This window comes from Armatimonadota bacterium (genome assembly GCA_017993055.1).
Lineage (GTDB): Bacteria > Armatimonadota > UBA5829 > DTJY01 > DTJY01 > JAGONM01.
Window position 1 is genome coordinate 38,490 of record JAGONM010000020.1, and the last position, 22,386, is coordinate 60,875.

Annotated in this window: 15 protein-coding genes; 1 reads left to right on the plus strand and 14 read right to left on the minus strand. The window is 64.9% G+C overall.

Annotated features, from left to right (window positions below):
- Nucleotides 1–5 precede the first annotated feature (5 nt).
- From KBC96_09010 to KBC96_09075, 14 genes are all read right to left on the minus strand, one after another.
- Nucleotides 6–1,367 (minus strand): hypothetical protein, encoded by a 1,362-nt coding sequence (locus tag KBC96_09010; GenBank protein ID MBP6964533.1) that lies wholly within the window; start codon nucleotides 1,365–1,367, stop codon nucleotides 6–8.
- 8 nt (nucleotides 1,368–1,375) lie between these two features.
- Nucleotides 1,376–3,589 carry a hypothetical protein gene (locus KBC96_09015; protein MBP6964534.1) on the minus strand — a complete coding sequence of 738 codons (2,214 nt, stop codon included), beginning with the start codon at nucleotides 3,587–3,589 and terminating at the stop codon, nucleotides 1,376–1,378.
- A 207-nt stretch (nucleotides 3,590–3,796) separates the two neighbouring features.
- Nucleotides 3,797–5,305, minus strand: coding sequence for a sulfatase (locus tag KBC96_09020; GenBank protein ID MBP6964535.1), 1,509 nt, complete (start codon nucleotides 5,303–5,305; stop codon nucleotides 3,797–3,799).
- A gap of 4 nt (nucleotides 5,306–5,309) precedes the next feature.
- A complete protein-coding gene (locus KBC96_09025; GenBank protein ID MBP6964536.1) occupies nucleotides 5,310–6,806 on the minus strand; it encodes a sulfatase-like hydrolase/transferase in 1,497 nt (498 codons plus the stop codon).
- Between the two features lie 276 nt (nucleotides 6,807–7,082).
- Nucleotides 7,083–8,585: a sulfatase gene (locus tag KBC96_09030; GenBank protein ID MBP6964537.1), complete on the minus strand. Its 1,503-nt coding sequence runs from the start codon at nucleotides 8,583–8,585 to the stop codon at nucleotides 7,083–7,085.
- Nucleotides 8,586–8,645: 60 nt separating this feature from the next.
- Entirely contained in the window at nucleotides 8,646–10,124 is a 1,479-nt protein-coding gene (locus KBC96_09035) for a sulfatase (GenBank protein ID MBP6964538.1), read from the minus strand.
- A 67-nt stretch (nucleotides 10,125–10,191) separates the two neighbouring features.
- Nucleotides 10,192–11,184, minus strand: coding sequence for a hypothetical protein (locus KBC96_09040; GenBank protein ID MBP6964539.1), 993 nt, complete (start codon nucleotides 11,182–11,184; stop codon nucleotides 10,192–10,194).
- A 110-nt stretch (nucleotides 11,185–11,294) separates the two neighbouring features.
- Entirely contained in the window at nucleotides 11,295–12,176 is an 882-nt protein-coding gene (locus KBC96_09045) for a CehA/McbA family metallohydrolase (GenBank protein MBP6964540.1), read from the minus strand.
- Nucleotides 12,177–13,145 (minus strand): nucleoside hydrolase, encoded by a 969-nt coding sequence (locus KBC96_09050; protein ID MBP6964541.1) that lies wholly within the window; start codon nucleotides 13,143–13,145, stop codon nucleotides 12,177–12,179.
- 64 nt (nucleotides 13,146–13,209) lie between these two features.
- A complete protein-coding gene (locus KBC96_09055) occupies nucleotides 13,210–13,842 on the minus strand; it encodes a hypothetical protein (protein MBP6964542.1) in 633 nt (210 codons plus the stop codon).
- Nucleotides 13,843–13,884: 42 nt separating this feature from the next.
- Nucleotides 13,885–14,985, minus strand: a complete 1,101-nt coding sequence (locus KBC96_09060) for a hypothetical protein (GenBank protein ID MBP6964543.1) — start codon at nucleotides 14,983–14,985, stop codon at nucleotides 13,885–13,887.
- Nucleotides 14,986–15,000: 15 nt separating this feature from the next.
- Nucleotides 15,001–15,768, minus strand: coding sequence for a hypothetical protein (locus KBC96_09065; protein ID MBP6964544.1), 768 nt, complete (start codon nucleotides 15,766–15,768; stop codon nucleotides 15,001–15,003).
- A 44-nt stretch (nucleotides 15,769–15,812) separates the two neighbouring features.
- Nucleotides 15,813–18,506 carry a hypothetical protein gene (locus KBC96_09070; GenBank protein MBP6964545.1) on the minus strand — a complete coding sequence of 898 codons (2,694 nt, stop codon included), beginning with the start codon at nucleotides 18,504–18,506 and terminating at the stop codon, nucleotides 15,813–15,815.
- Nucleotides 18,507–19,240: 734 nt separating this feature from the next.
- Nucleotides 19,241–21,154, minus strand: a complete 1,914-nt coding sequence (locus KBC96_09075) for a DUF4838 domain-containing protein (protein ID MBP6964546.1) — start codon at nucleotides 21,152–21,154, stop codon at nucleotides 19,241–19,243.
- A gap of 190 nt (nucleotides 21,155–21,344) precedes the next feature.
- Between KBC96_09075 and KBC96_09080 the strand changes: the two genes are divergently transcribed.
- On the plus strand, nucleotides 21,345–22,370 hold the full coding sequence (locus KBC96_09080) for a hypothetical protein (protein ID MBP6964547.1): 1,026 nt from the start codon (nucleotides 21,345–21,347) through the stop codon (nucleotides 22,368–22,370).
- Nucleotides 22,371–22,386: the final 16 nt, after the last annotated feature.

A 22,386-nucleotide genomic window follows, 5' to 3' on the forward strand; every position in this document is an offset into this window, starting at 1 on the left:
CGAAATCACTTCACCGGCGCGAATACGATGGTCTCGATCGCGTCCGTTATCTCGCCCTCCGTCTTGACGACGATGCACGCCGAGGCCGTTCCCTCGGGCGCCGCGAAGACGGTATCCTTTCGATCCTGCGTCACCGGCGCTTCACTCTGCGACCGGGCCAGTCCCGGTGACAGGTTCGTGTGCCAGCGAACCGCCGCGCTTCCCTTGCCGCCCTTCTTCCATCGAATGGTCAACTGATACTTGTCGCCCGCCGTGACGGGCACGACGTCGCTCTCCCAACCTGCGGCGGTCTTCAGCCAGCAGTCCGGCGCGCCGGGCGTCTTCCACTCGATCCTGAGGTCGGGGTTTCGCAGGAGGTTTCCGGCGGGTTTCAGCGTCACCATCATGATGTTCAGGTTGCGCGTTTCGCCGGGCTCCAGCCTCAGCGTGAAGCGGTTCATCCGGCAGCCGGGCGTGAGTATCCGGCCCATGTAGGTGCCCGGCGTGAGGTTGTGGAGAGCAAACTTCCCGTCAGCTTCGGCGAGGGTCGAGAGGTTGCTGCCGTCCATCATTATCTTCGCCGTCCGACCGTCCGCGGGGGCGTCTGCTTTGGTCAGGGTGGTTCCGCGGAAGACCGCGGCGTCCGGGGTCGGCGACAGCGCTATCCGCCCCAGCGTGTAGAGTAGGTCAGCGGCGACTCGGCTGCACTCGTTCGCGCACTCCAGGGCGATCGGTTCGACCGCCGGGCGGTTGTCCGCCTTGACGAATGGGGCCATCTTCTCCGCGCGCTCGACGGAGTAGGCTATCAGCCCGTCCATACGTTTCAGATAGCCCGCCAGCGCCTCGTCCTCGGTCTTGCCCAGCAGTCTCGGCTCGTAGCCGGCGATGCCGATGCTTTCGCCGTCCACCCAGTTCTCCATCTTGCCGTGGTCTGCGACGCCGGGCCGCGCGTGCGGAGGGGCCCCCGAGTCCTCGGTGTAGTGCAGCAGGGAGCCGATCCACCGGGCGGCGTTGACAGGCGTCTCGTGCCGAAGGGCTTGAACGCTTCGCCGGAAGAACGGCTCCAGCGCGCTCCTCACTCCCGGCATGGCGTGCGCCGCGTGCTTCTGGATCTCCGGAAAGAGCAGGTAGTCGTCCGCGTAGTACAGGCTGCCGTCCGTGTCCTTTCTGATGCTGCGATCGTAGTCGGGCATCCAGCAGTACGTGGCGAGCTGGTCGAACGAGTCGACCAGATGCCTCGCCAGCGGGTCGTTCGCGTCCAGCACGTCGAGCGCCGCCTGGGTGATCTGCGTGTGCGGCCCCCATGCGGACGCCGGGGCTGCCGGAAGGACCATCAGCGCCGCCGTCAGCGCGCAAATCGCATGCGTCATGTACTTCCTGTAGGTCAACTCCATCCTCATCTTGCCACCTCGAATCTGATCTCGAATCTTCCCGTCATGCCCGTGATGTCCGCCGCGCCCGTCGAGTCCACGGGAACGGGCTTCCCGCCTGCGGACGCCGACTTCACTCTCCAGCCGTCGGGCACCCTGGCCCGGATGAGCATCTTCTGCGGCGATTCCCTGGGGGCGCTGACCTCCGCCGTCACCTCTCCTTTGTCGAGGCGCGAGGTCATCGCGGCCGACACCTCGCCGAACGCCGTCGGGGCACGCTCTATCTTAACCGATTTGCCGCGTTCGAGCCAACGCCGCGGAGCAGCGTACATCAGCCGCAGGGTCTCCGGGCGGCCGTCGCCGTCCATGTCCCAGTCCTGCACCAGCAGGTTTCTCAGCATCGAGAGGAAGAAAGCGTTCGAAGCGCTGTTCGGCGGGAGGTAGAACTGCCGGCCGAACTCGTCCAGCGGCACGGGGCAGGATCCCTCGCCGCCGATGAACGTGTCTCGCGTGAGCCCCTGGGCCAGCTTGCCGTAGAAGCTCACCAGCGCGCGGTCCACCTCATCGCGCTGCAGGAGTACCAGTGTGTACCTGAGCGTGTAGAGATCGTCTATGTTCTGGTTGACCGCCCAGAAGTCGTTCAGAGGGTGCGTCCGCACCATGCCCATCATCAGTCCGCCCATCTTCTCGAGGTAGTCGGTGATCCAGTGGGCTTCCTGCGAGTCATAGGGGAAGAAGCCGCATGCCAGTACATAGGGCGCGACCAGATCCCAATACCCTCCGAGGTTGGTCGCGGTGAGAGGGTCGTAGGGCTGCTCCTCGCCGAAGAGCGCCATGGGGACGAAAGGCGGATTCACGTCCGTGCGGACGCTCTTCCGGACGGCGTCCATCAGGCGGGGATGCCACTCCTTCGCCGAATCCGCAAGCAGCTGGGCCTGCGCATGGTCGCCCATATCATCCAGGGCCGCCGAGAAGTGATGCAGGCCCGACCAGCCGTTCGCGTTGGAGTTCAGCGAGTACACCTGCGTGTGGATATCGCCGCAGTAGCTCTCCCTGGGTGCGAGGCCGGTGTCTTTTTCCCGGCCGTCCACCAGCCGGTTGACCTGCACCGCCACGCGCGCCTTCTGCTCGTCGAACCAGGACTTGTCGTGGGTGAGCCAGTAGTAGTCGGAGAGAAGCTGAAGCTTCTTGCCCGCCTGATGGAAGAGCAGGTCGTCGCGCTTGTAGTCCATGAGCGGAACGAGCAGCCGTCGGGCGACATCCGTCTGTCCCCAGAGCGCGAGCGCCTTGATGGCATCGCCCCCCTCGCCGACGTACATCTTCGCATACTGGTTGCCCACACTATAGTTGACGTTGTCGCCCTTCATGATCTCGAGCGTCCCTATGATGAGCGACTTCCAGGCATTGTTGACGATCGGCTCGGGGACTTCCACCTGCATCCCCTTGTCAAGGATCGCCTCCCAGGTCCGGATGCACTTGGCGCGCTGGGCGTCATAGATGGAGGCGTCGAGCTTCGGGAGTTCGCCGGTCGCCGGCTTGGCTGGAATAGCAAGGTAGACCGGCTTGTCGGGCCGCATGATCGTTGAGAGCCTCTGAGCCCCGGGACCCCATTTCCAGTTCTCGTCGAACCAAAGGAGCGCGCCTCCCTGCAGATCATGGACGATGCCATCCTTAGTCGGGAGGACCGCGTTTGCCTCGTATGCAATCTGGGCCATGAGCTTGCCCTTGCCAGTGAAGCGCACGAAGATCATGCCGCTGTCCGCATAGTCAATGGGGGCGAAGGCCTCCTGGGAGGCGACCAAGTCCCCTCGTCGGTAGGTGTTTTGGACGATGGGCAGGTAGCCTTGCTCGTACTTCGGCCCTTGAAGGTCCTCCAGGTCAGCGCCAAAGACCGAGCCCCATTCGCCGAAGTAGAAGGTCACGGGATTGCCGACTTCGCCGATCCAGTTGAGCGCACGGGCGCGAGCATTGACCATGCCGCCGTTGCTGACGAACCGGCCTTTGACCTGGGCCGAGGGCGCACTGAGCACGATTGGATATTGGAGGAAAGATGTGTCTACATATCGGAGCGGCGGCATCAGCTTGGCGAAGTACTCGTAGCTCGGCCCGTTCGGCTTGCGCATCGAGATTTCGCCCCAGACGTCGGTCTTCGATGCGATCGCCTGCTCGACCGTCGGCATCTTCTCGGCCATGGATGTCGCTGCGGTGAGCAGTACTATTGCTGCAAGGACGTATCGCAAGGTGTGCCTCCAGTCAAATGCCCGACGCGTCCGACGTGTCTGACGTGTCGGAGACTCAAGAGGGGGTATTCGACGCTGCGCGAGAGAACTCATACTTCAGTACCTGTCTGGAGCTGTGGCATCAAGCCTCATGCCGGCCGCTGGTGGGGCAAGCTAGACGACGAGGCCTGCGGAACGGTTGCCCGCTGAGGCCGAACGGCAGTCGGGTCACTGATCCTTCTTCCAGCCCTGCTCGACCTGCGACAGTATCTTCTCGGTGTCGAACGGATCGTGGGCCTTCTCGAGCAGCGACTGAAGCGTCTTTTCCATCTGCTCCTGCAGGTCCTTGTGCTCGGGGTCGTTCACCAGGTTCTTCACCTGCTGCGGGTCTTTCTTGTTGTCGAAGAGCAGCCACGGCCCGCCCTTCTGCAGCTTCGCATAGGTGTGAGTCTTCGTGCGGACCCCCCGCCACTCGGTCGCCGCGTTCGCGATCCACGGGTTGCCGCCCGGTACCATCTTCATGAGCAGGAGCGCCTCGTGCTCCTCGCAGTCCTGCCTCATCGCCGCGCTCGCCAGGCTGATCCCCTCGACCTCCTCCGGGCACTCGAGCCCGGCCAGTTCGAGGATCGTCGGCATGATGTCCATCGGCGAGAGCAGAGCGTCCGTCGCGGACAGCTTCGGTATCACCCTCGGGTAGCGGATGATGAACGGGATCGAGATCGCCTCCTCGAACGGCTCCTGCTTGCTGCCCATCCGGTGCGAGCCGAGCATGTCCCCGTGGTCCGAGGTGAAGATCAGTATCGTGTCTTCCTCTATCCCCGCCTTCCTGATCGCCCGGGTGAGCGTGCCCATGCAGTCGTCGAGCGCGGTCGCCGCCGCGTAGTACGATGCCATGTTCCTGCGGACGCCGTCGTCGGAGTCGAGCCACTTGCGCCACTCGGCCCTCTTCTTCCCGGGCGCGGACTCCGGGTCGAGCGGGTTCTTCTCGATCTGCTCGCCCACCATCGCCGACTCGGACACGTTCTCGCGAAGCTCCATCTTCTCGGCGGGGAAGCGCTTTTCATATTCCTCCGGCGCGTTGTACGGATCGTGCGGTGGCCCCCAGGACATGAACAGGCAGAACGGTTTGTCCTTTTTGCTCTCGATGTACTTCACGGCGAGGTCGGTCTGCGCAACGGGCTCATATCCCGGCAGAGGGACATGCTCCGGCGTGTCGCCGCAGTAGAAGGATTCGAAGTAGTTATGGTTCAGGTTGCGGACGGCCCAGTAGTCGAATCCCTGGCGGTTCTCCTTCGCGACGAAGGGTTCGGTGTGGCTCTCGAGGTGCCACTTGCCGATGTAGCCCGTCGCGTAGCCGTTCTCCTTCAGCACGGTGGCGATCGTCTTCTGCCCCGGGAAGGGCGCACGACCGTTGCTGATCACCCCGTTCGACATCGGGCAGCGCCCGGTGAGCAGCATCCCGCGGAACGGCGAGCAGACCGGCCACGTGCTTATCGCGTTGAAGAACCTCGCGCCCTGGAATGCGAGCCTGTCGAGATTCGGGGTCTTTGCCTGCGCGTCGCCGTAGCACGCGAGCGACTGCGACCTGAGCTGGTCCGCGAAGACGACGATCACGTTCGGCTTCCGCCGCGTCACCGGCGGCGCCTGAGCCCCCGCTTCCGGCAGAGATGCCGCAATGCCTGCGCCGACTATCGCCGCGCTCGCCGCACTCTTGATGAACTCCCGTCGCGTCTGCATGGCGTTACTCTTCCTCCCCGCGGGCCTCTCGCGGCTTCATCCTGAGGTTCGTCCTGCTCCTTCGGGCGATCTGCTGCTTGATCTTGCCCGAGTCGAAGGGATCATTCGCCTTCTTGAGGAGCTTCTGCATCGTCGCTTCCATCTCGTCCTGAAGCTTCTTGTGCGCCGGGTCGCCGATCAGGTTCTTCATCTGATAGGGATCGTTCTTGTTGTCGAAAAGTATCCAAGGCCCGTCGTACTCCAGACGAGCATACGTGTGTGTCTTCGTCCGGACGCCGCGCCATGGGGTCGCCGCGTTGCAGACCCACGGGCCGCCGCCGGGCTGCATCTTCATGATCAGCACGGCGTCCTGCTGGTCGGAACGCTTGCCGAGCGCCGCCTGGTCGAGGCTGATCCCCTCGACGCTCTTCGGAACCGGCGCGCCGGCGAGGGAGAGCAGCGTCGGCATGATGTCAATCGGTGAGAGGAGGGCGTCCGTCACCGTGCCCTTGGGGATGCGCTTCGGATAGCGGACTATGAACGGGATCGAGATGGACTCCTCGAACGGCTCCTGCTTCAGGCACATCCGGTGCGAGCCGAGCATGTCGCCGTGATCCGACGAGAAGACCAGGATCGTGTCGTCGGCGATCCCGAGGTCATCGAGCGTCTTCATGATCCTCCCTACGAGCACGTCGAGCCCGTGGGTCGCCGAGTAGTAGCCCCAGAGGATCTCCCGCACGCCGTCGTCCGAATCGAGGTCCTTTCTCCACTTCGCGCGTTTCGGCGTCGGGCCCGATGCCTCGTCGGTCGGATGCTTCTCGAGTTGCTCGTCCACCAGCGCGCGCTCGGCCACATTCGTACGGAACTCCATCTTGTCCTTCTCGAAGCTCTTCATGTACCTGTCGGGCGCGATGTACGGGTTGTGCGGCGGGTTCCATGACATGAAGAGGCAGAACGGCTTGTCCTTGTTGGACTTGATGTACTCGACCGCCTTGTCCGTCTGAACCTCCGGGCGCCAGGTCTGCTTGCCGTCCGCCGAAGTCGAGATCATCTCGACCTGGGAAGGCTCCCAGTAGTCGAATCCGAGCCGCCGCCCGGGAAGGCGGTCCGGGATTCCCCCGCTCAGGTGCCACTTGCCGATGTAGCCGGTCGCGTACCCCTGAGCCTTCAGCGCGTCGGCGATGCACGTCTGGCCGTCCCAGATGGGCAGGTCGTTGTAGACTACGCCGTTGGTCATCGGGTAGCAGCCGGTCATCAGCATCGCGCGGAACGGCGAGCAGACCGGCCACGTGCTGATGGCGTTCGTGAACCGCGCGCCCTGCGACGCCAGCCTGTCAATGTTCGGCGTGACGGCCTGCTTGTCGCCATAGCATCCGAGCGCCTGTGCCCGGAGCTGGTCCGCGAAGACGAAGATCACGTTCGGCTTGCGCCCGGAATCGGCTGCCAGGCACTCCAGCCCGCCGAGCGCCATCCCGGCGGCGACGGCGCCTGTCCTCTTCAGAAACTCACGTCTGGTCTGCATGGTGACACTCCAATCACGATCATCTGTTGCAGGAGCGGATTCCGCTCCGCGATTGGTTGTACTGCACGGACGCTTCTCGATATGCTGCGCTACTCGAAGCTGTCGGTTCCGGCTGCGAAACAGAGCAACCGATCTCCCCGAGCAGCCGCTCTGGTGGCATAACGAGAGGCTAACCCAGCCCTTCGCGGACAGGAGTCAGCTCCTGCAGCGTGGTTCGGGAGGCCGTTGCAGGTCATGCCGACAGCATACTGCGCAGCGACATGCGGAAGGCCTCGCCTACGGTCTCGCCGCCCTCCAGCCGTCCTTGAGCTGCCCGGCGAGCTTCGCGACGAGTCCCTTGCTCTCCGGCAGGCCGGCGATGTTCACGTTTCCCTGCGGATCGGTCTTGTAGTCGTACAGCTCGACCCCGACCGGCGGCTCCCCGGAGCCCCTCTTGACCCACTCCGTGTAGCGGTACCTGTCCGTCCGCATTGAGTAACCCATCACGCCGTCCGGGCGCGGGTACTGGCTGAAGGCCGCCCTTTTCCATGGGCGGTTGGGATGCTCTATGATCGGCACCAGGCTCGTTCCTTCGAGATCCCTCGGCACCGGCAGACCGGCGAGGTCGCAGAGGGTCGGGTAGATGTCCACGAACTCCGCGAGGGCCTCGGGTTTCGCTCCCTGGTGTTTCTGGCCGGGAACGCTGATGATCAGCGGCGCGCGCGTGGCCTCCTCGAAGTTCGTGTGCTTGCACCAGATGTCGTGCTCGCCGAGTTGCCAGCCGTGATCGCCCCAGAGGACGATAATGGTCTTCTCCCGCAGGCCGAGCCTCTCCAACTCGCCAATGACCCGACCGATCTGCGCGTCCGTGTAGCTCACGCACGCATAGTAGGCATGGATCAGCTCGCGTGCCTTCGTGCGGTCAATCGGCCCGACGTCCGGGATATCCGTGTAGGCCCGCATCTCCGCCGAGTTGTAGAACGCCACCTCGGGCATGTCCTTCGGCTTGAACGGGTTCGGCGCGAGCTTGATCTCCGACGGGTCGTAGAGGTCGTGATACTTCTTCGGCGCGACCAACGGGAGGTGCGGCTTGTGGAAACCGACCGCCAGGAAGAACGGCTTGTCCTTGATCTCGCGCAGGCACTCGATCGCCTTGTCCGCGGTCATGCCGTCCGCGAGCGCGTTGTCCGGGCAGTCGGGGCTCTCCCACGCCGGCCCCTTGAGCTTCACGTCGGCTCTGTCAACCTTGAGCGGCATCCCGGTCTCAGGATCGGTCTCGACTACGTGCTCCTTGTAGTCCTTCCCTTCGGCTATGAGCTGCTCCTCGAGCTTCTTCCTCGCCCTGATGCTTTCGGGTTTGAGATAGGTCGGAGCTTTCGGGTTCCAGTGCGGGACCGACCACGAGGCCGCGTCGTCGAGTCCGGAGTGGTATATCTTGCTCAGCCCCTGCGCGAAGTACCCGTGCTTCATGAACTGCTGAGGAAGCGTCACGGCATCTGGCATGAACTTGCGGAAGTGGTACTGCAGGTTGTATATGCCGGTGGTATCCGGCCGCTTCCCGGTCATGAGCGAGGTGCGCGACGGGCTGCAGAGCGCCTGCTGGCAGTAGGCGCGCTTGAAGAGCGTCCCGCTCGCGGCCAGCTTGTCCATGTTCGGCGTCTTGATGATCGGCGCGCCGTAGCATCCCAGCGTCGTGCGCATGTCGTCTCCGACGATGAACAGCACGTTGTACTTCTGGTCGGCCGCCCCGAAGGCGAACCGCGGCAGAACGCTCGACAACCCCGCGCATGCCCCGGCCATCATTCCCGCCTTGATGAACTCCCGTCTTGATAACATTATTTCGCCCCCATTCCTGGATTCCTACGGCCTCGCCGGCTTCCAGCCGGCTCTAAGCTGCTTGCTTAGCTGCGCAACGACCTCCCTGCTCTCCGGCAGGCCGGCGACGTTGATGTTTCCGCCGGGGTCGGTCTTGTAGTCGTAGAGCTCGACGGCCGCAGCCTCGCCGGTGTCTCTATTCTGCCACTCGGTGTAGCGGTAGCGGTCGGTCCGCATCGAGTAGCCCATGATGTTTCCGGGACGCGGATACTGGCTGAACGCGGCCTTCTTCCACTCGCGCGTCGGTTTGTCCATGACAGGTCTGAGACTGATCCCCTCGCAGTGCTTGGGGACCGGCACGCCCGCAAGGTCGCAGATCGTCGGGTAGATGTCCACGAACTCCGCGAGCGCGTCCGTTTTGGCGCCCCTGTTCTTCTGTCCCGGCGCGCTTATGATGAGCGGCGCGCGGGTTGCGATCTCGAAGTTGGTGTGCTTGCACCAGAGGCTGTGCTCGCCGAGGTGCCATCCATGATCGCCCCAGAGCACGATCACCGTCTTGTCGCGCAGGCCGAGCCTGTCGAGTTCGTCCACGACCCGGCCGATCTGAGCGTCCGAGTAGCTGGTGGCCGCGTAGTACGCGCGAATCAGCTCGCGCGCCCTGGCGTTGTCCATCGGGCCTACGTCCGGGATGTCGGTGTATGCTCGAAGCTCCGCCCAGTTGGTGAGCGCCTGAGACGGCGCGTCCTTCGGCGGAAAGCGGTTCGGCGCGAGTTTGATGTCCTTCGGGTCGTAGAGATCGAAGTACTTCTTCGGCGCGTTGAACGGCAGGTGCGGTTTCAGGAAGCCGCACGCGAGGAAGAACTTCTGATCTTTGACCCCTCGCAGGGTCTCGATGACCTTGTCCGCGGTGACGCCGTCCGGGTACGCGTTGTCCGGCACGTCGGCGTCCTCCCACGCCGGGCCCTTCAGCTTCGCGGCGTTCGTGGCGATTCTCAGCGCGAGACCTGTCTCGGGATCCCTCTCGACCACTTCGTCCTTGAGGTTGGCTCCCCTGGCCTTGAGCTGCGCCGCCATCTCCTTGCGGGCGGCGATGCTCTCAGGCTTGAGGTAGTGAGGCGCGCCGGGATTCCAGTGCGGCTCAGACCATGAAGCCGGGTCGTCGAGGCCCGGGTGGTATATCTTGCTGAACCCGAGTGACCGGTAACCGCGCTCTTTAAACAGTTGCGACAGGGTGACCGCGTCCGGCAGGAACTTGCGGAAGTGGTCCTCCAGGTTGTAGATCTTGGTGGTGTCGGGACGGCATCCCGTCATCACGGAAGTTCGCGACGGGCTGCACACCGCCTGCTGGCAGTATGCCCGGTTGAAGAGCGTCCCGCTAGCGGCCAGCTTGTCTATGTTCGGCGTCTTGATGGTCGGCGCGCCGTAGCATCCGAGCGTCGGCCGCAGATCGTCCACGACGATGAAGAGCACGTTGTACCTGCCCTGTTCCGCCGCTTCCGCCAGTCCGGATGCGAGCCCGGCCATCCCTGCGTAAGCCCCGGCCATCATCCCCGTCCTCAGGAAATCACGCCTCGTCAGCATGGTGTCGCTCCTACTTCGTCCTCTGAACCAGAGGCAGGACGTTCGCCTCGATCGCCGCGTCGCCCTTCGACGGCTTGACGCCCTTGAACAGGTGCCAGCTCTCTACCAGAGTGGCGCTCTCGCCCGGATCGAGTTTCGTGAGCGGCCCGAGGTCCTCCACCTCCATGAAGTTGCCGTCGGTGTAGGTCTCGAAGTTGCATCCGAAGTCCGGGTAAGCCGCGCCTTCGACATACGGGAAACTCTTGACGAACAGCAAATCGCCGAGTTGATACGCCGCCCAGCCCTGCTTGTTCGCCACGCCGATCTTCTGCGGGATGCCGGCGCGCTTCTCGTCGGTGCTGAGCGTGACGTACTTCGCCCCGAACCCCCAGCGCGGGTCGCTCAGGTCGGTATAGTGCCAGAGCGTCATCGGCCTTGCCGGGAGCAGCTCGTCGTCGTGCGATATGAAAGGCTCCTGCGGGATGATCGTAGTGCCGCCGCCCGCGACTATCGTGAGACCCCACGGCGCGAGTTCTATCGGCCAGTGGCAGGCGTTGGTCAGCTTCTGAGTCAGGGTGACCTTCGTGCCCTCGGGGTCGAGCCGCACCAGCATCTCCCGCTGGACGCGCGCCGGGCCGAGCTTGGGAGTGAGTCGGATCGAGTCGCCGCCGACTATCTCGAAGGCGACCGGCTCGTCGTCCGGCTCGTAGGTGCGGGGGAGCGACTCGGGCGCGTGCCAGAGCCGGTGCCCTCCCCACGGGTGCCATTCCCCGAACTCGGTCTTGTTGACCGCGTCTTTGGTCATCTCGGCCAGGATGTTCTTTCCTCCGGCGAACCGGTAGCCGATCACCCTCGGGCCGATGTCCGTCGTCACGATGACGTCCACCGTGCCGTTGGAGAGCTTGTAGCAGTTGGGTTGGTTGAAATACGGTATCTTCTCGATGTTCACCTTTGAGGCTCCTGTCGTGGGGATCGCGGCCAGCGCCGCCAACGCTCCCAGTAATACAGACACGCGAAAACGCATTGTCGTCCCTCCCTCGATCGGTTCAGAGTTCGACGTTTCAAGGCCATTTTCGCCGCGTCGGATCGTCTGTCCTTTCTCGCTGCTCAAGACGCGCCGGCCGCCGAGATTGTTCAGGCGGTCTTCTCGGGGAAGAACGGGTTCGTCCACGCCCGGTTCCCGTTCCCGTCCACGACCTCCACGCGCAGGTAGTCGAGCATCGGGCTGAACTGCGCCTCGGCGGAGGTGAGCGGCTCGCCGTCAGCGTAGAACACCCGGCCGGTGGAGCGCCTTCCCACGAAGTGAATCTCCTTCGCCGGGGAGCACCTTACCTTCAGCCTGCCGTCCTCCAGCCGCGCGTCCTCTATGGTCGGGCCGGTGGATGCGTAGAAGCATCCTTTCCTCAGCGCATCCATTACCGGCCCGACGGCGAGGCTCTCCGCCTTGATCATGGTCCATCCCATGAAGATGTCGCGTCCCCGATGGCAGTCGTCCACCGCCACCGCCGGGAGGAGCTTGCCCGCGTCCAGCAGGTCGTCCCACTGCACCGAGCTGAACCCCTTGCCGATCTTGGTGCAGGTGGCGTTGTAGACCTCGACGGCGATCGCGCCCTCTATCGGCATCAGGTGGCTGATGTTGTGGCCGCACCAGTACGGGTGGGCGATGATGACCTCTCCGCCGGCCTCGCGGACCATGTTGATGCGGGCCTGAGGGTCCGGCTCCTCCTGGAGTTCCAGCCCGTGCGGGACGTTCAGGCAGACGAAGTGGTACGGGTCGGCGTCCGGGCAGAGGGGGTGCGTCTCCATCCCGCTGATGACCAGCAGGCCGTCGCATGAGAGGCCGGCCACATCGTTCGTCTTGTTGTGGTCGGTGATCGCGAGGACATCGTATCCTCTCTCGCGGTACCGGCCGATCCGCTCCGCGGCGCAGGCATCCCCGTCGGAGATGGTGGTGTGCGTGTGAAGATTGGCCTTGTACCAGTTGCCGGGCGCGTCGAACGGGTTCGTGAACTGCATCTATCTCCTCTTTGTCGGCGGCGCCGATGCCAGAAAGACGCAGGCCTCGCGCACGCGGGTAATCTGATCGGGGGTCACCGTCAGGTAGCGGTGCCTGCCCTTCTCGTCGGCTGTGAATCTCGTGACGTTCTTCTCGTCCATCGTGATCCTGCCGTTCGGCGAGACTCCGAAGTAGCCCCTGTCCGGGCGGACGGCATAGAGGACCGCCGTCAGGTCCCAGGTCGGGCGGTCGTACGGCATCTTCATGTACGCCCGGTAAGCCTCGGCGACCGGGTGGTTCTTCACCCACCCGTAGTCCTTCTCGATGCTCTCGGCAGGGTAGAGTATCGCCGCCCCGATCTCGAACCCGCTCGCGGCGATCGGCGTAGGCCAGCGCTCGAAGACCCGGCGCGCGGACTCGGCGTCCTGCACCACGTTGTACTCCCCGCCCGGGTCCGGCCCGAAGGCCCCCGCCATCATCACGTACTCCCGAACCTTCGCCTTCACGAGTTCCATGCCGGTGAGCGGCGACGCCTTGTCCGGCTTCGAGTCGAGCAGCCGCGCGAGGTTCGTCATGAAACCGACGCTCACGATGACAACCGACCCGTCCGGCTGGGCGGCGAGGGTCTTGCGGAGAAGGCTCACCGCCTCCGGGGCGTCCGCGCCCGACCCGAGCCTACGGGGGTACGCGAACGCCTTTCCGTCCCTGCGCTCCGCCACGACCCTTGCGTATCCGTCGTCGGGAGTCTTGCCGTCTCGCACCGTGCCGATCGGCGTCCTCGGCCTGCCGTAGAAACGGTTGACCACGTCCACGTAGACCCCCGCCCACGGGTTGTCCTTGCTCACCGTCACGGCCAGCAGCTCGACCTCGCCCCGGTCAGCCAGCGTGTGGATCATCGCCAGAGCGAGCGCGTCGTCTATGTCGTTGCCGATGTCGGTGTCGAATATCATCTTCACGGGCGCGCCCGCCGCTCCCTCACAGCAGTTCATCGTCAGACCTCCCAGGGCGAGGATTCCCAACACGAGGCACGTCGCTCTCATCCCCAACCGCCTTTCAGACCCTTTCCGGCTTCGGCTCGGCCGGGCCGTGCGCGTGCTCCCAGAGGTGGCCCGGACGCTTCGCGCCTTCCATCGTCGTCTCGAAGAAGACCGCCGCCCCCGGCTCGATCACCCTCTGCACGTCGTGGTGATGGCCCATCCCGGTCGCCACGCAGTCCCCGGGCCCGACCTCGAAGGACTTCCCCTCCGACACCGCGACGCACCGCCCGCTGAAGAAGATCCAGTACTCGTCGCAGTCGTGGAAGTGGTTGTCGAAGCTGGTCGTCTTCGGGTACTCGGTCTTGTCGCCCCGCTCGACCGGGTTTTCGTCGTTCCACACGGGGAAAATGCCCGAGCCGCCGACTTCGTCGCCCCACCGTCCGCACATGCGGATGAGGACGGCCTCCTCGGTGACGTCGGTCACCTCGAAATGAGCGCCGGGCGCAAGGTCGAGGTTCGCGTTGGGTTCGGCGTCAACCGCCCGGCCGCCGGACGACACCCTGCACTTCCCGCCGCAGACGATGAGCTTTTCCCTCTCGCCGACCCGCTCGAAGACCTTCGTCTCGCCGGGAGCGAGACGAGTGACGTCGAAATACTCCATCTCGCACCACGAGGGCGCGAGTCCCTTCCCGGACCTGAATACCGGCATGTGCTGCCTCCATCTGGATTCGCGGCGATCATCCGCCGCCGGTCAGTATACGCATTCCCTCAAGGCGTCCGCGAATGCCTGCAGGTTCTCCGGGTCGCCGTGGAAGAAGTGGTCGCTCGGACAGCAGATGTACCCGCCGTTCGGGCATGCCGCGTGCAGTTCATGGACCATCTCCCTGACGATCTCCGGCGTCCCGTGCTCGAAGCCGCGGTTCTGGTCGAACCCCCCGACGAAGAACAGCCTGTCGCCCACCAGCTTTTCGGCCAGCGCCAGATCGCAGTCGGCCCCCATGCTCGGCGGAGTCATCGTCTCCAGCCCGTCCGAGCCGTTCGCGGCGACGAGGTCGAGCATCTTCATCAGCCCGCCGCAGAGGTGGTAGACGACCTTGTACCCCGCCGCGTGGAGCGCGTCAACCTGCTGTCTGTCGTAAGGCAGGCAGAACTCCTCGTGGAGCTTCGGGCTTATGACCGTATTCGATCCCGCGCCGCCGCCAAGCTCGATCAGGTCGAGAGGGACCTCGCCGGCCATCATTTCGACGACCTTCAACTGCTTTGCGACTATCGCCTGCTCGACGTGATGCACCCACTCCGGCTCGTCCACCGCGAACATGATCGCCTCCTGGGTGCCGACCATGAAGCAGAAGCTCTGCCACGCCCCGACCTGCCCGTAGCTCCACAGGCCGCCCCTCACGATCCCCCTGTCGCCGAGCCTCTCCAGGCACGCCTTCACCGGCGAGCCGTCCACGCCGCTGGGCACGGGGAAGTACCGGTCGAACAGCTCGAAGTCCCGCTTCGTCTTGATCAGCGGCTCGGTCGTCCACGGCGTGATCTCGCTGGCAGCCCCCGCGGTGTGCAGTTCGCCGCCGGGCGTCCTGATCGTCTGGGTCCAACTCCGGACGCCGTCCGCGTCCGTGCCGAGGTCGGTGTGCTCGACCTGCCAGTTCGCAAGGTCGCGCTCGTCGTACGACCATTTCGGCCCGACGTAGATCGCCATGTCGAGCCCGAACCGCTCGTAGGCTTCGAACTGGTCAACGCCGCCGAGGTAGTGCTGCAGGTAGTGCGCCATCCAGCCGTGAACCTGCCCCGGCAGGCGGTCGGGCTTGCCGTTGTTGATGGCGGTGAGCATTCGTTCCCGCGGACTCATGGTTCGTCGTCCTTCCTAGAGTGCGTGGTCGTCCGCCTCAGCGTCAATATGGCCGATGACCTTGTCGCCGTTCAGGAACTCGATGCGGCCGTCCTTGTAGCGCACGCGGACCTTGCCGTCGTCGTCGAGAGCGATATCGTGCCCGTGCATGTGGATGCCGGTGCCGTACTTGCCTGCCACGTCGAGGCCGGTTTCACCGACCCCGTTCAGTCCGATGCCTTTGTCCACATGCCCCTCGCCGTGGACCTGGATGCCGTACTGCATCGGCTCTCCCGGGAGCATCTGGATGTTCAGCCCGATCATCTGGGTCGAGTCGGGCCCGGTGTAGCGGTTCGTCATCTCGATGTTCATGCCGAGCGCGACCGCCCGCCCGTGATTGAAGACCTCCGAGTGCAGACCGCACGACCACCCCGGCCCGTTCTTGGTCAGGCGGGAGCAGAGGACGCACGCGTCGCCGCCCGTGTGGTGGGTGGTCAGGTGCGAATAGATCGTCCAGGGATAGGAGGTGCCGTTCCCCTTCTGCTCGTGCATCAGCGAGAGAATCTCCTGGGTGCCGACGGTCCCGGTGGTCTCGTCGGACCGCTCGAAGCGTATCATGGTGTCGAGCGGCTCCATCGGCGGGCGTCCCTTGTAGACGCTGCTCTTGAGCACCTGGCCCTCGGTCGTGAGCGGGCCTTCCTCGGTCTGCGGTGTGTCGGCGGCGAGCGCCTTCCGTCCGAGCAGCCCTCCCGCGAGTGCGAGCAGCCCTCTCACGATGAAGTTCCTGCGGCGTGACGTGTCCATTGGTACCTCCAGTCAGACGAGTCATAAATATCGGACGGGTCTGACTACCGAATCGGTGATCCGCACCTCCGCACGGTCGGAAGCGGCGCATCCTCCGGCCAGGGGACCTCGTACGGGATGCCCGGCAGGAGGTCGAAGACGTCGTCCGCGGCGGGCGAATCGCAATCCGGGTCGAGGCAGACCGCCCAGACGAAGGTCGGCGACGCGAACACCGCCCGATCTCCCCGTCGCTCGATCTCGATCTTCGGCTCGGCAAACTTCAGATCCTTGAATCGCGTGACGAAGACCCTGTTCTGGCTGACGGTGATTCCGTCCTTCAGCAGGATGGCGAACGCGCCGGACGAGTCCTCTCCCAGTGACCTCCAACTCTCCATCGGTATCTCGCCAATGATTGTCGAGGCGTTCGGCGCGAGCGTGACCTTCACCTCCCCCAGCCCCTCCTTGTCAAGGAGGGGAGCAGCGCTGTCCCCCTTGATAAGGGGGACCGGCCTCTGGGCCGAGGGGGTCTCCCCACCGTCGAGCCGGAAGAGCCCGAAGCGGACCTCGCCGGTCCACGGTTCGGGCGTGTCGTTGACCCCGAAAATGAGTACCTTTTCGCCGTCCGTAACCGGTATCACGTGCACCGGCGCGAAGGCCCGGCGGACCGGGTGGTATGCGAGCTTCCGGCGCAGGTAGTAGTCCACGATCGTCCACCCGTGGCTCGCGGGCCAGCAGTCGTTGTACATCCAGAAGATCGCCGACGACGAGCTGAACATCCGCCGGCGGAAGTTGTTCGAGTACTCTTGAAGCCCCTCGGCCTGAAGGATCCCGCTGTAGAAGCAGTAGTCCTCGAACGAGAGGTCGTCCGGCGTCTTCCCGAGCCACCGCTCCAGGATGTCGTAGCACACCCCCGAATCCTGCCAGTAGTTGCAGGCGTTGTCGTGGAACTCCCAGGATGGCGAGAAGACGCGCCGCTGGTCCTCGGGGAGGAACTGCCTGAGGGTCGCCATCCCGGACGCGCCCAGCACTCCGCCCTCGTTCGGGAAGCGGCTCACGTCCTTCCGGTACTCCCAGAAGTCTCCCTTGCCCGCGCCGAGCGAGACGTGCCAGGGATGCTGGTCGCCGGTCGTCGGGTCGGTCGGGTGGCGGCCCTCGGTGGAGTAGGGCGAGCTCGGCCAGTAAGGGCGCGACGGGTCCTCCTGCTTCACGATGCGCGGGATCTCCAGGTGATAGAGCGCGTAGTCCGGGTGCGGGTGATTGCGGTCGAACCCCCACGACCACGCCGCCCACTCGAGCTCGTTGTTCCCGCACCAGACGAGCAGGCTCGGGTGGGGGGAGAGGTCGCGCACCTGATGGGTTATCTCCCGGCGGACGTTCTGCAGGAACCCCGCGTCGTCGCTCGGGTACTTCGCGCAGGCGAAGATGAAATCGTGCCAGACGAGCACCCCCATCTCGTCGCAGGCGTCCAGGAAGGCGTGGTCCGCGTAGAGCCCTCCGCCCCAGACGCGCAGGGCGTTGACGTTCGCCTCGACAGCGAGCCGGACGAGCTTCCGGTAGTGGTCGGCGTCCGGCCGCGCGTAGATCATGTCGGCCGGCACCCAGTTGCCGCCCTTGGCGAAGATCGGCCTGCCGTTCACCTCGAGTATGAAGTGCTCCCCCACCACCGGATGCTTGTCCTGGTTGATGCGGATGTTCCGGATGCCGGTGCGCCTGGCCGCCGCGTCAACCACCTCTCCGTCAACGAGCAGCTCGATCTCGACGGTGTAGAGCGGCTGTCCCCCGTGGGGGATCGGCCACCACAGCTCCGGGTCCGCGATCTCGACCGAGACGTCCTGGCGGGAGATGCCGGCCGGGAGTTCGACCTCAAGCTGTCCCCCTTGCCAAGGGGGACCGGCTTCCGGGCCGAGGGGGTTCTGTGTCGCGCGGCCTTCCGAAACCTCCCCCAACCCCTCCTTGATAAGGAGGGGAGCGTCCCGGCTGTCCCCCTTGCCAAGGGGGACCGGCCTCCGGGCCGAGGGGGTCTGGGGTCCGGACACCCGCACCTTCACGACCGCCTTCCGTTCGTCCGGGCTGTCCACGAAGACCCGCGCGTTGACGACCGCGCTCCTGCGGTCGTCCGAAAGCTCCGGGAACACCGCGACCGCGTCAATCCTCGGGGCGGAGGTCCACTCGAGTCGCACCGGCCGCCAGATGCCGACGTTGATCAGCCTCGGGCTCCAGTCCCAGGAGAACGAGTTCTGCGGCTTCCGGAGCCAGGGGCGCTTCGTCAGCCGGTTCTCGAGGCCGCCCGCGTACCCTTCCGCCTGCTTCTCCGCCACGGAGTAGAGGCCGCTCTCGATCCGCACCGCTAGGACGTTCTCCCCCGCCTTCAGTTTCCCGGTGACGTCGAGCCTGCACGGTACGAAGCAGTTGTCGTGCTTCCCGATCTCCTCGCCGTTCAGGTAGATAACCGCGTCGAGGTCGAGGCCCTCGAAGACGAGCCATGCGCGCCGGGAGAGCGACTCCTCCGGCGCGTCGAACCGCGTGCGGTAGACCCACACCTGCTCCTCGACCCATCGGGCGGCCTGCGCGTTCAGGCCGAAATTGCAGTCCCCGATCAGCCCCTCGCGCTCGAGGTCCAGGTGGACCTCGCCGGGGACGCGGGCTTCGATGAATATGCGCTCGTCGGCGTCCGGGCCGAGGTAGCTCTCCGGGCGGCCGTGCTGGCCGTCGAACCCTCTCAGCTTCCAGGCGCCGTTCAGACTCAATGTTGACAGCATTGGGACTCCTCTGGTGGTTGCTGGGGAGATTGTACTCCGTGGGGCGAGCGCGCGCAAGGGGGCGGCTCGCCCCTGCTCGCAATCGTACTCGTACTCCTACTCGTACTCGTACTCGAACCCGGGCTGGCCTACCGCCGTCACCTTGCCGTCATGCCGGACTCGATCCGGCATCCAGGAAGGCGCTTGATCCTGAACCGAGTTCAGGATGACGTGGTCGTTGCGCGACGGAGACCGTGAGCCCTGAGTGCGCGCTCCGGCGCGTGCCCTGAACTCGTTTCAGGGGAAGGGCGGCTGGGGCCGCAATCCCCCGCATTTCGCCAAGACACATGGGCCGTTTACGCAGGCCCGCCCACAAAGCGGGCCTGCAAACGTGGCCTTCCGTGAAATGCATCTTCGCCCTTATCAGATTCGCGCTCGGAACTTGTGCAGTTGCGCAACACTATATACTGCGCAAGTTCTTGCGCAACTCGGTTCACGCTCAGACCTTCGGAAGTACGGCAACACTATATAGTGCCGAAGGTCTGCCGAACCTGGTCGCGGCCTCTGAGGTTTCGCGTTTTCGCCAGACACTATATGGCGAAGAGCTTGGCGAAAACCATCTAGCGCCGCCACCTTCTGCAGATGCACCCATATAGTGCAAAGGGTTCTGCAAGAGGTATATCTTCCGCCCGGGCGAACATCCGCCATCCGCCGAACCATATATGGCGGACGTCCTGGCGGACGTTGTCGTTCGGTCACTTCCCCCCGTCCGACGCCAGCCGGTCCCGGTGGAACTGGACGCGCTTCTGCGCTTCACCCGGCTCCCATGTCTCGCGAAAGACCGTGACCTTCTCCTCCGCCACCGTCCGGGCGAACTGCTCGACGAGTGCCGCGTAGTCCACGCCCTCGCGCCTCGTCCCCGGCACGAGCTCGCCCCCGTCGGTGTTGAACCCGAGGCCCCGGCACAGCTCCGTGTAGATGACCGGGAGCTTCGCCAGCCTCACCCTCCGCGCGGTCTCGGGCGTCCGGGCCAGCTTCTCCGCCGCCTCGAAGAGCGCGAGCGACTTCTCCCGGAACCCCGTCGAGAGGAAGCCGATGTCCGGCGTGTACCGGATGCTCGCCATCAGCGGGTTGTCGTCAGTGTGCGGCCTGCCGTGGTAGTCCTCCCAGATGTCCCACAGCAGGTCGTTGTACTCCCATATCGGCCCGGCGGCCGCCCCGTAGTAGCCGAATACAAAGTCCCTCATCAGCGCGCGCGTGTCGAGCGAGGGGTCCCAGAGCTGTTTCGCCCAGACCCAGCTTCGGAGGATGCCGTTGTCCGATCCGGGGCTCTGATAGGAGCCCTGGAGCATGACCCCCTTTGCGTTGTGCTCGATGTACCAGCGGATGTCCGGCGTCACGACCTGCATATTCGGCATCGGGAGCGAGTAGTGGCTGAAGTTCGTCGTGTAGTCCCAGATGTGCGTCGTCGCGCCGAGCGCCGCCCAGGCCTTCATCGCCGCTTGGAACTTCTCGGTCTCGGTGACGAGTAGGAACGGCCTGCTCCAGGCGTGGCTGTCGGTGCACAGCTGGATGGCGACGTTGTCACGCGGCTTGATGGTCTTCGGCGGCATGAACGTGCCGAGGTAGGCGAGGGTGGATACCTTCACGCCCGAGAACTCGCCGCGGATCGCGTCGGCGACCTCGTTGCAGAACTTGATGAGCGTGCCGGACTTCGAGCCCTCGGCGTCGTCTATCGCCCTGCACTGCGCGCACTCGCAGTAGCCCGTGGTGTCGTTCGGGGAGACGCTGATGATCTCGCTGTGCGGCATCTCCCTGAGCTTCGCCTTGACGCCCTCGACGACGATCCTCAGCACGTCGGGGTTCGTGAGGCAGAGCTGGACGGGCTTGCGCTCGCCGTTCAGCTCGGAGTAGTACTCGGGATGGTCCTTGAAGTACTTCGCCTGCGGGACGAGCGCCTCGTAGGTGTGGACGAACATGGCGTAGTCAATGTATCCGCCGAACTCCTCCGGTACGGCCGCCCACGGGGAATTCGTGCGGTTCATAAGCGACCACGCGCCGTCGAATGCGTCCCAGTAGAAGGGGTCGCGTATCTCCAGCACGGGCGCGAACCGCCTCGGCACGGGCCGGAACCTCAGGTCGGGGGTCTTCGGGACCGAGGCGTAGTCGGCTGCCGCGGCCGACTGCCGATCATACCAGCGGCACCCCAGGTCCTCCTCCAGCAGCGCGAGTACGGCGTTGATCGGGCCGCGCGTCTTCCCGCCGAGCAGGAAGAGCGTCCTGCCCCTGACCGCGATCTCGTACCCCTCGTTCCCGAGGTCGGACGGCGGGATGCCCGACTTCTCGAGGAGCGACGTGCGCCCGATGCTGATCGCCCTGCCGGATGGCTTGTACCCGTCCACCTCCACCGCGATCGGGAACTCCGCCCCGGTCATCTCGCCGAGCCACTTCCTCAACTCGGTCGCCGCCTTTTCCTCCTGGGAGGTCGGGCTCGAGGGGAGGACTATGGTGTAGGCGGTCTTCCCGCCGGATGCGAGGGTCAGCTCCGGGCCGGGCTTCCCCTTGGGCTTGAGGGCGTTCTTCCACTCGGGATGGGGGCTCGCGCAGGCGCATATTCCGGCGGCCACGAGCGTAAGTACGGTAAGCCGTATCAGGTCCGTGCAGTTCATGTATCACCTCGTCTGTTTGGGTCTCGGGTCCAGGAGCCGTCAGTCTCGAGTAGGCTTCTCCGGAAACCGTATCGAGAGACGGTCATGCAGTCACGATGGTATCACGTCCGATCGGGAGGGTCAAACCGCGGTTGAACCGAGGCCACGGAGTGTGGGACAATGGCCTGGAGACTAAGCACGGAGCCCTGCCTTGGACGATTGTCGTACGATACTCAACGACCCCGATCTGATCGCCGCGCGCGAGGCCCACTTCGCGCGGCTCCGGTCGCTGTTCGCCGGCGGCGCGCTCCCGACCGCCTTCGTCCTTCACGGCGTTCCGGGCGTCGGGGCGTCGAACCCCTACACGGAGACCGAAAGGTGGATGCGCGAGGCCGCCGCCGATCTCGCCGCGAAAGCCGGCTGCCTCCGGGACGCCGAGGTGTTCCGCCCGCCGGTGATCGGGTTCGGGCCGTACGGGGTGCATTTCGTTGACCGGATGTTCGGGGCGCATGTGTACGAGTTGCACGAGAACAACTGGCAGGTGAGGCCGCTCGATCAGCCGATCGGTATGTTGGCGACACCGGATATGGACGGGGATGACACATGGGCGCTTGCGAGGAGAGCGGCGGAGGCGTTCCTCGGCCTGGGGGTGTCGGTCCCTCTGTTCGGGCTGCCGACTATCGCCAGCGCGCTGAACGTGGCCCTCAACCTCTACGGGCAGGAGATCCTGCTCGCCCTGCACGAGCGCCCGGAAGCGGCGAGGCGCGACCTGAAGATCATCAACGATCTCCTGTGCTTCATGCACACGTGGTTCATCGAGCGCCTGCCGTTCGAGCAGCTTCAGCCGGTGGTGGCGGGATTTCGGACTCAGCCGCCGGGGCACGGGCAGTTGTGCGGGTGCTCCACCCAGCTTCTTCCGCCGGGACTCTACCGGGACTTCGTCGCGGAGTTGGACGATGCGCTCCTCGGCGCCTACCCGTACGGCGGGATGATCCACCTCTGCGGGACGCACACACAGCACATCCCCGTGTGGAAGGAGATGCGGTCCCTGAAGTGCCTCCAACTCAACGACCGCGCGGCGGAGGACCTGCAGCCCTATTTCGAGGGCCTGCGCGACGACCAGGTGTTCTACGTCAACCCGTGCCCCGGCATGACGGTCGAGCGGATCATGGAGATCACCGGCGGGCGGAGAGTCGTGATCGTGGCGGACATCGAGCCGCCGTCATGCCGAACCTGATTCGGCGCGCACCGGT

Coding starts and splice junctions, on each gene's coding strand:
- KBC96_09030 (MBP6964537.1), bottom strand. CDS start 8,585: ATGGCCGGGGCATGCGCGGGGTTGTCGAGCGTTCTGCCGCGGTTCGCC.
- KBC96_09045 (MBP6964540.1), bottom strand. CDS start 12,176: ATGCAGTTCACGAACCCGTTCGACGCGCCCGGCAACTGGTACAAGGCC.
- KBC96_09020 (MBP6964535.1), bottom strand. CDS start 5,305: ATGCAGACGCGACGGGAGTTCATCAAGAGTGCGGCGAGCGCGGCGATA.
- KBC96_09065 (MBP6964544.1), bottom strand. CDS start 15,768: ATGGACACGTCACGCCGCAGGAACTTCATCGTGAGAGGGCTGCTCGCA.
- KBC96_09055 (MBP6964542.1), bottom strand. CDS start 13,842: ATGCCGGTATTCAGGTCCGGGAAGGGACTCGCGCCCTCGTGGTGCGAG.
- KBC96_09070 (MBP6964545.1), bottom strand. CDS start 18,506: ATGCTGTCAACATTGAGTCTGAACGGCGCCTGGAAGCTGAGAGGGTTC.
- KBC96_09060 (MBP6964543.1), bottom strand. CDS start 14,985: ATGAGTCCGCGGGAACGAATGCTCACCGCCATCAACAACGGCAAGCCC.
- KBC96_09040 (MBP6964539.1), bottom strand. CDS start 11,184: ATGCGTTTTCGCGTGTCTGTATTACTGGGAGCGTTGGCGGCGCTGGCC.
- KBC96_09075 (MBP6964546.1), bottom strand. CDS start 21,154: ATGAACTGCACGGACCTGATACGGCTTACCGTACTTACGCTCGTGGCC.
- KBC96_09025 (MBP6964536.1), bottom strand. CDS start 6,806: ATGCAGACCAGACGTGAGTTTCTGAAGAGGACAGGCGCCGTCGCCGCC.
- KBC96_09035 (MBP6964538.1), bottom strand. CDS start 10,124: ATGGCCGGGCTCGCATCCGGACTGGCGGAAGCGGCGGAACAGGGCAGG.
- KBC96_09050 (MBP6964541.1), bottom strand. CDS start 13,145: ATGAACTGCTGTGAGGGAGCGGCGGGCGCGCCCGTGAAGATGATATTC.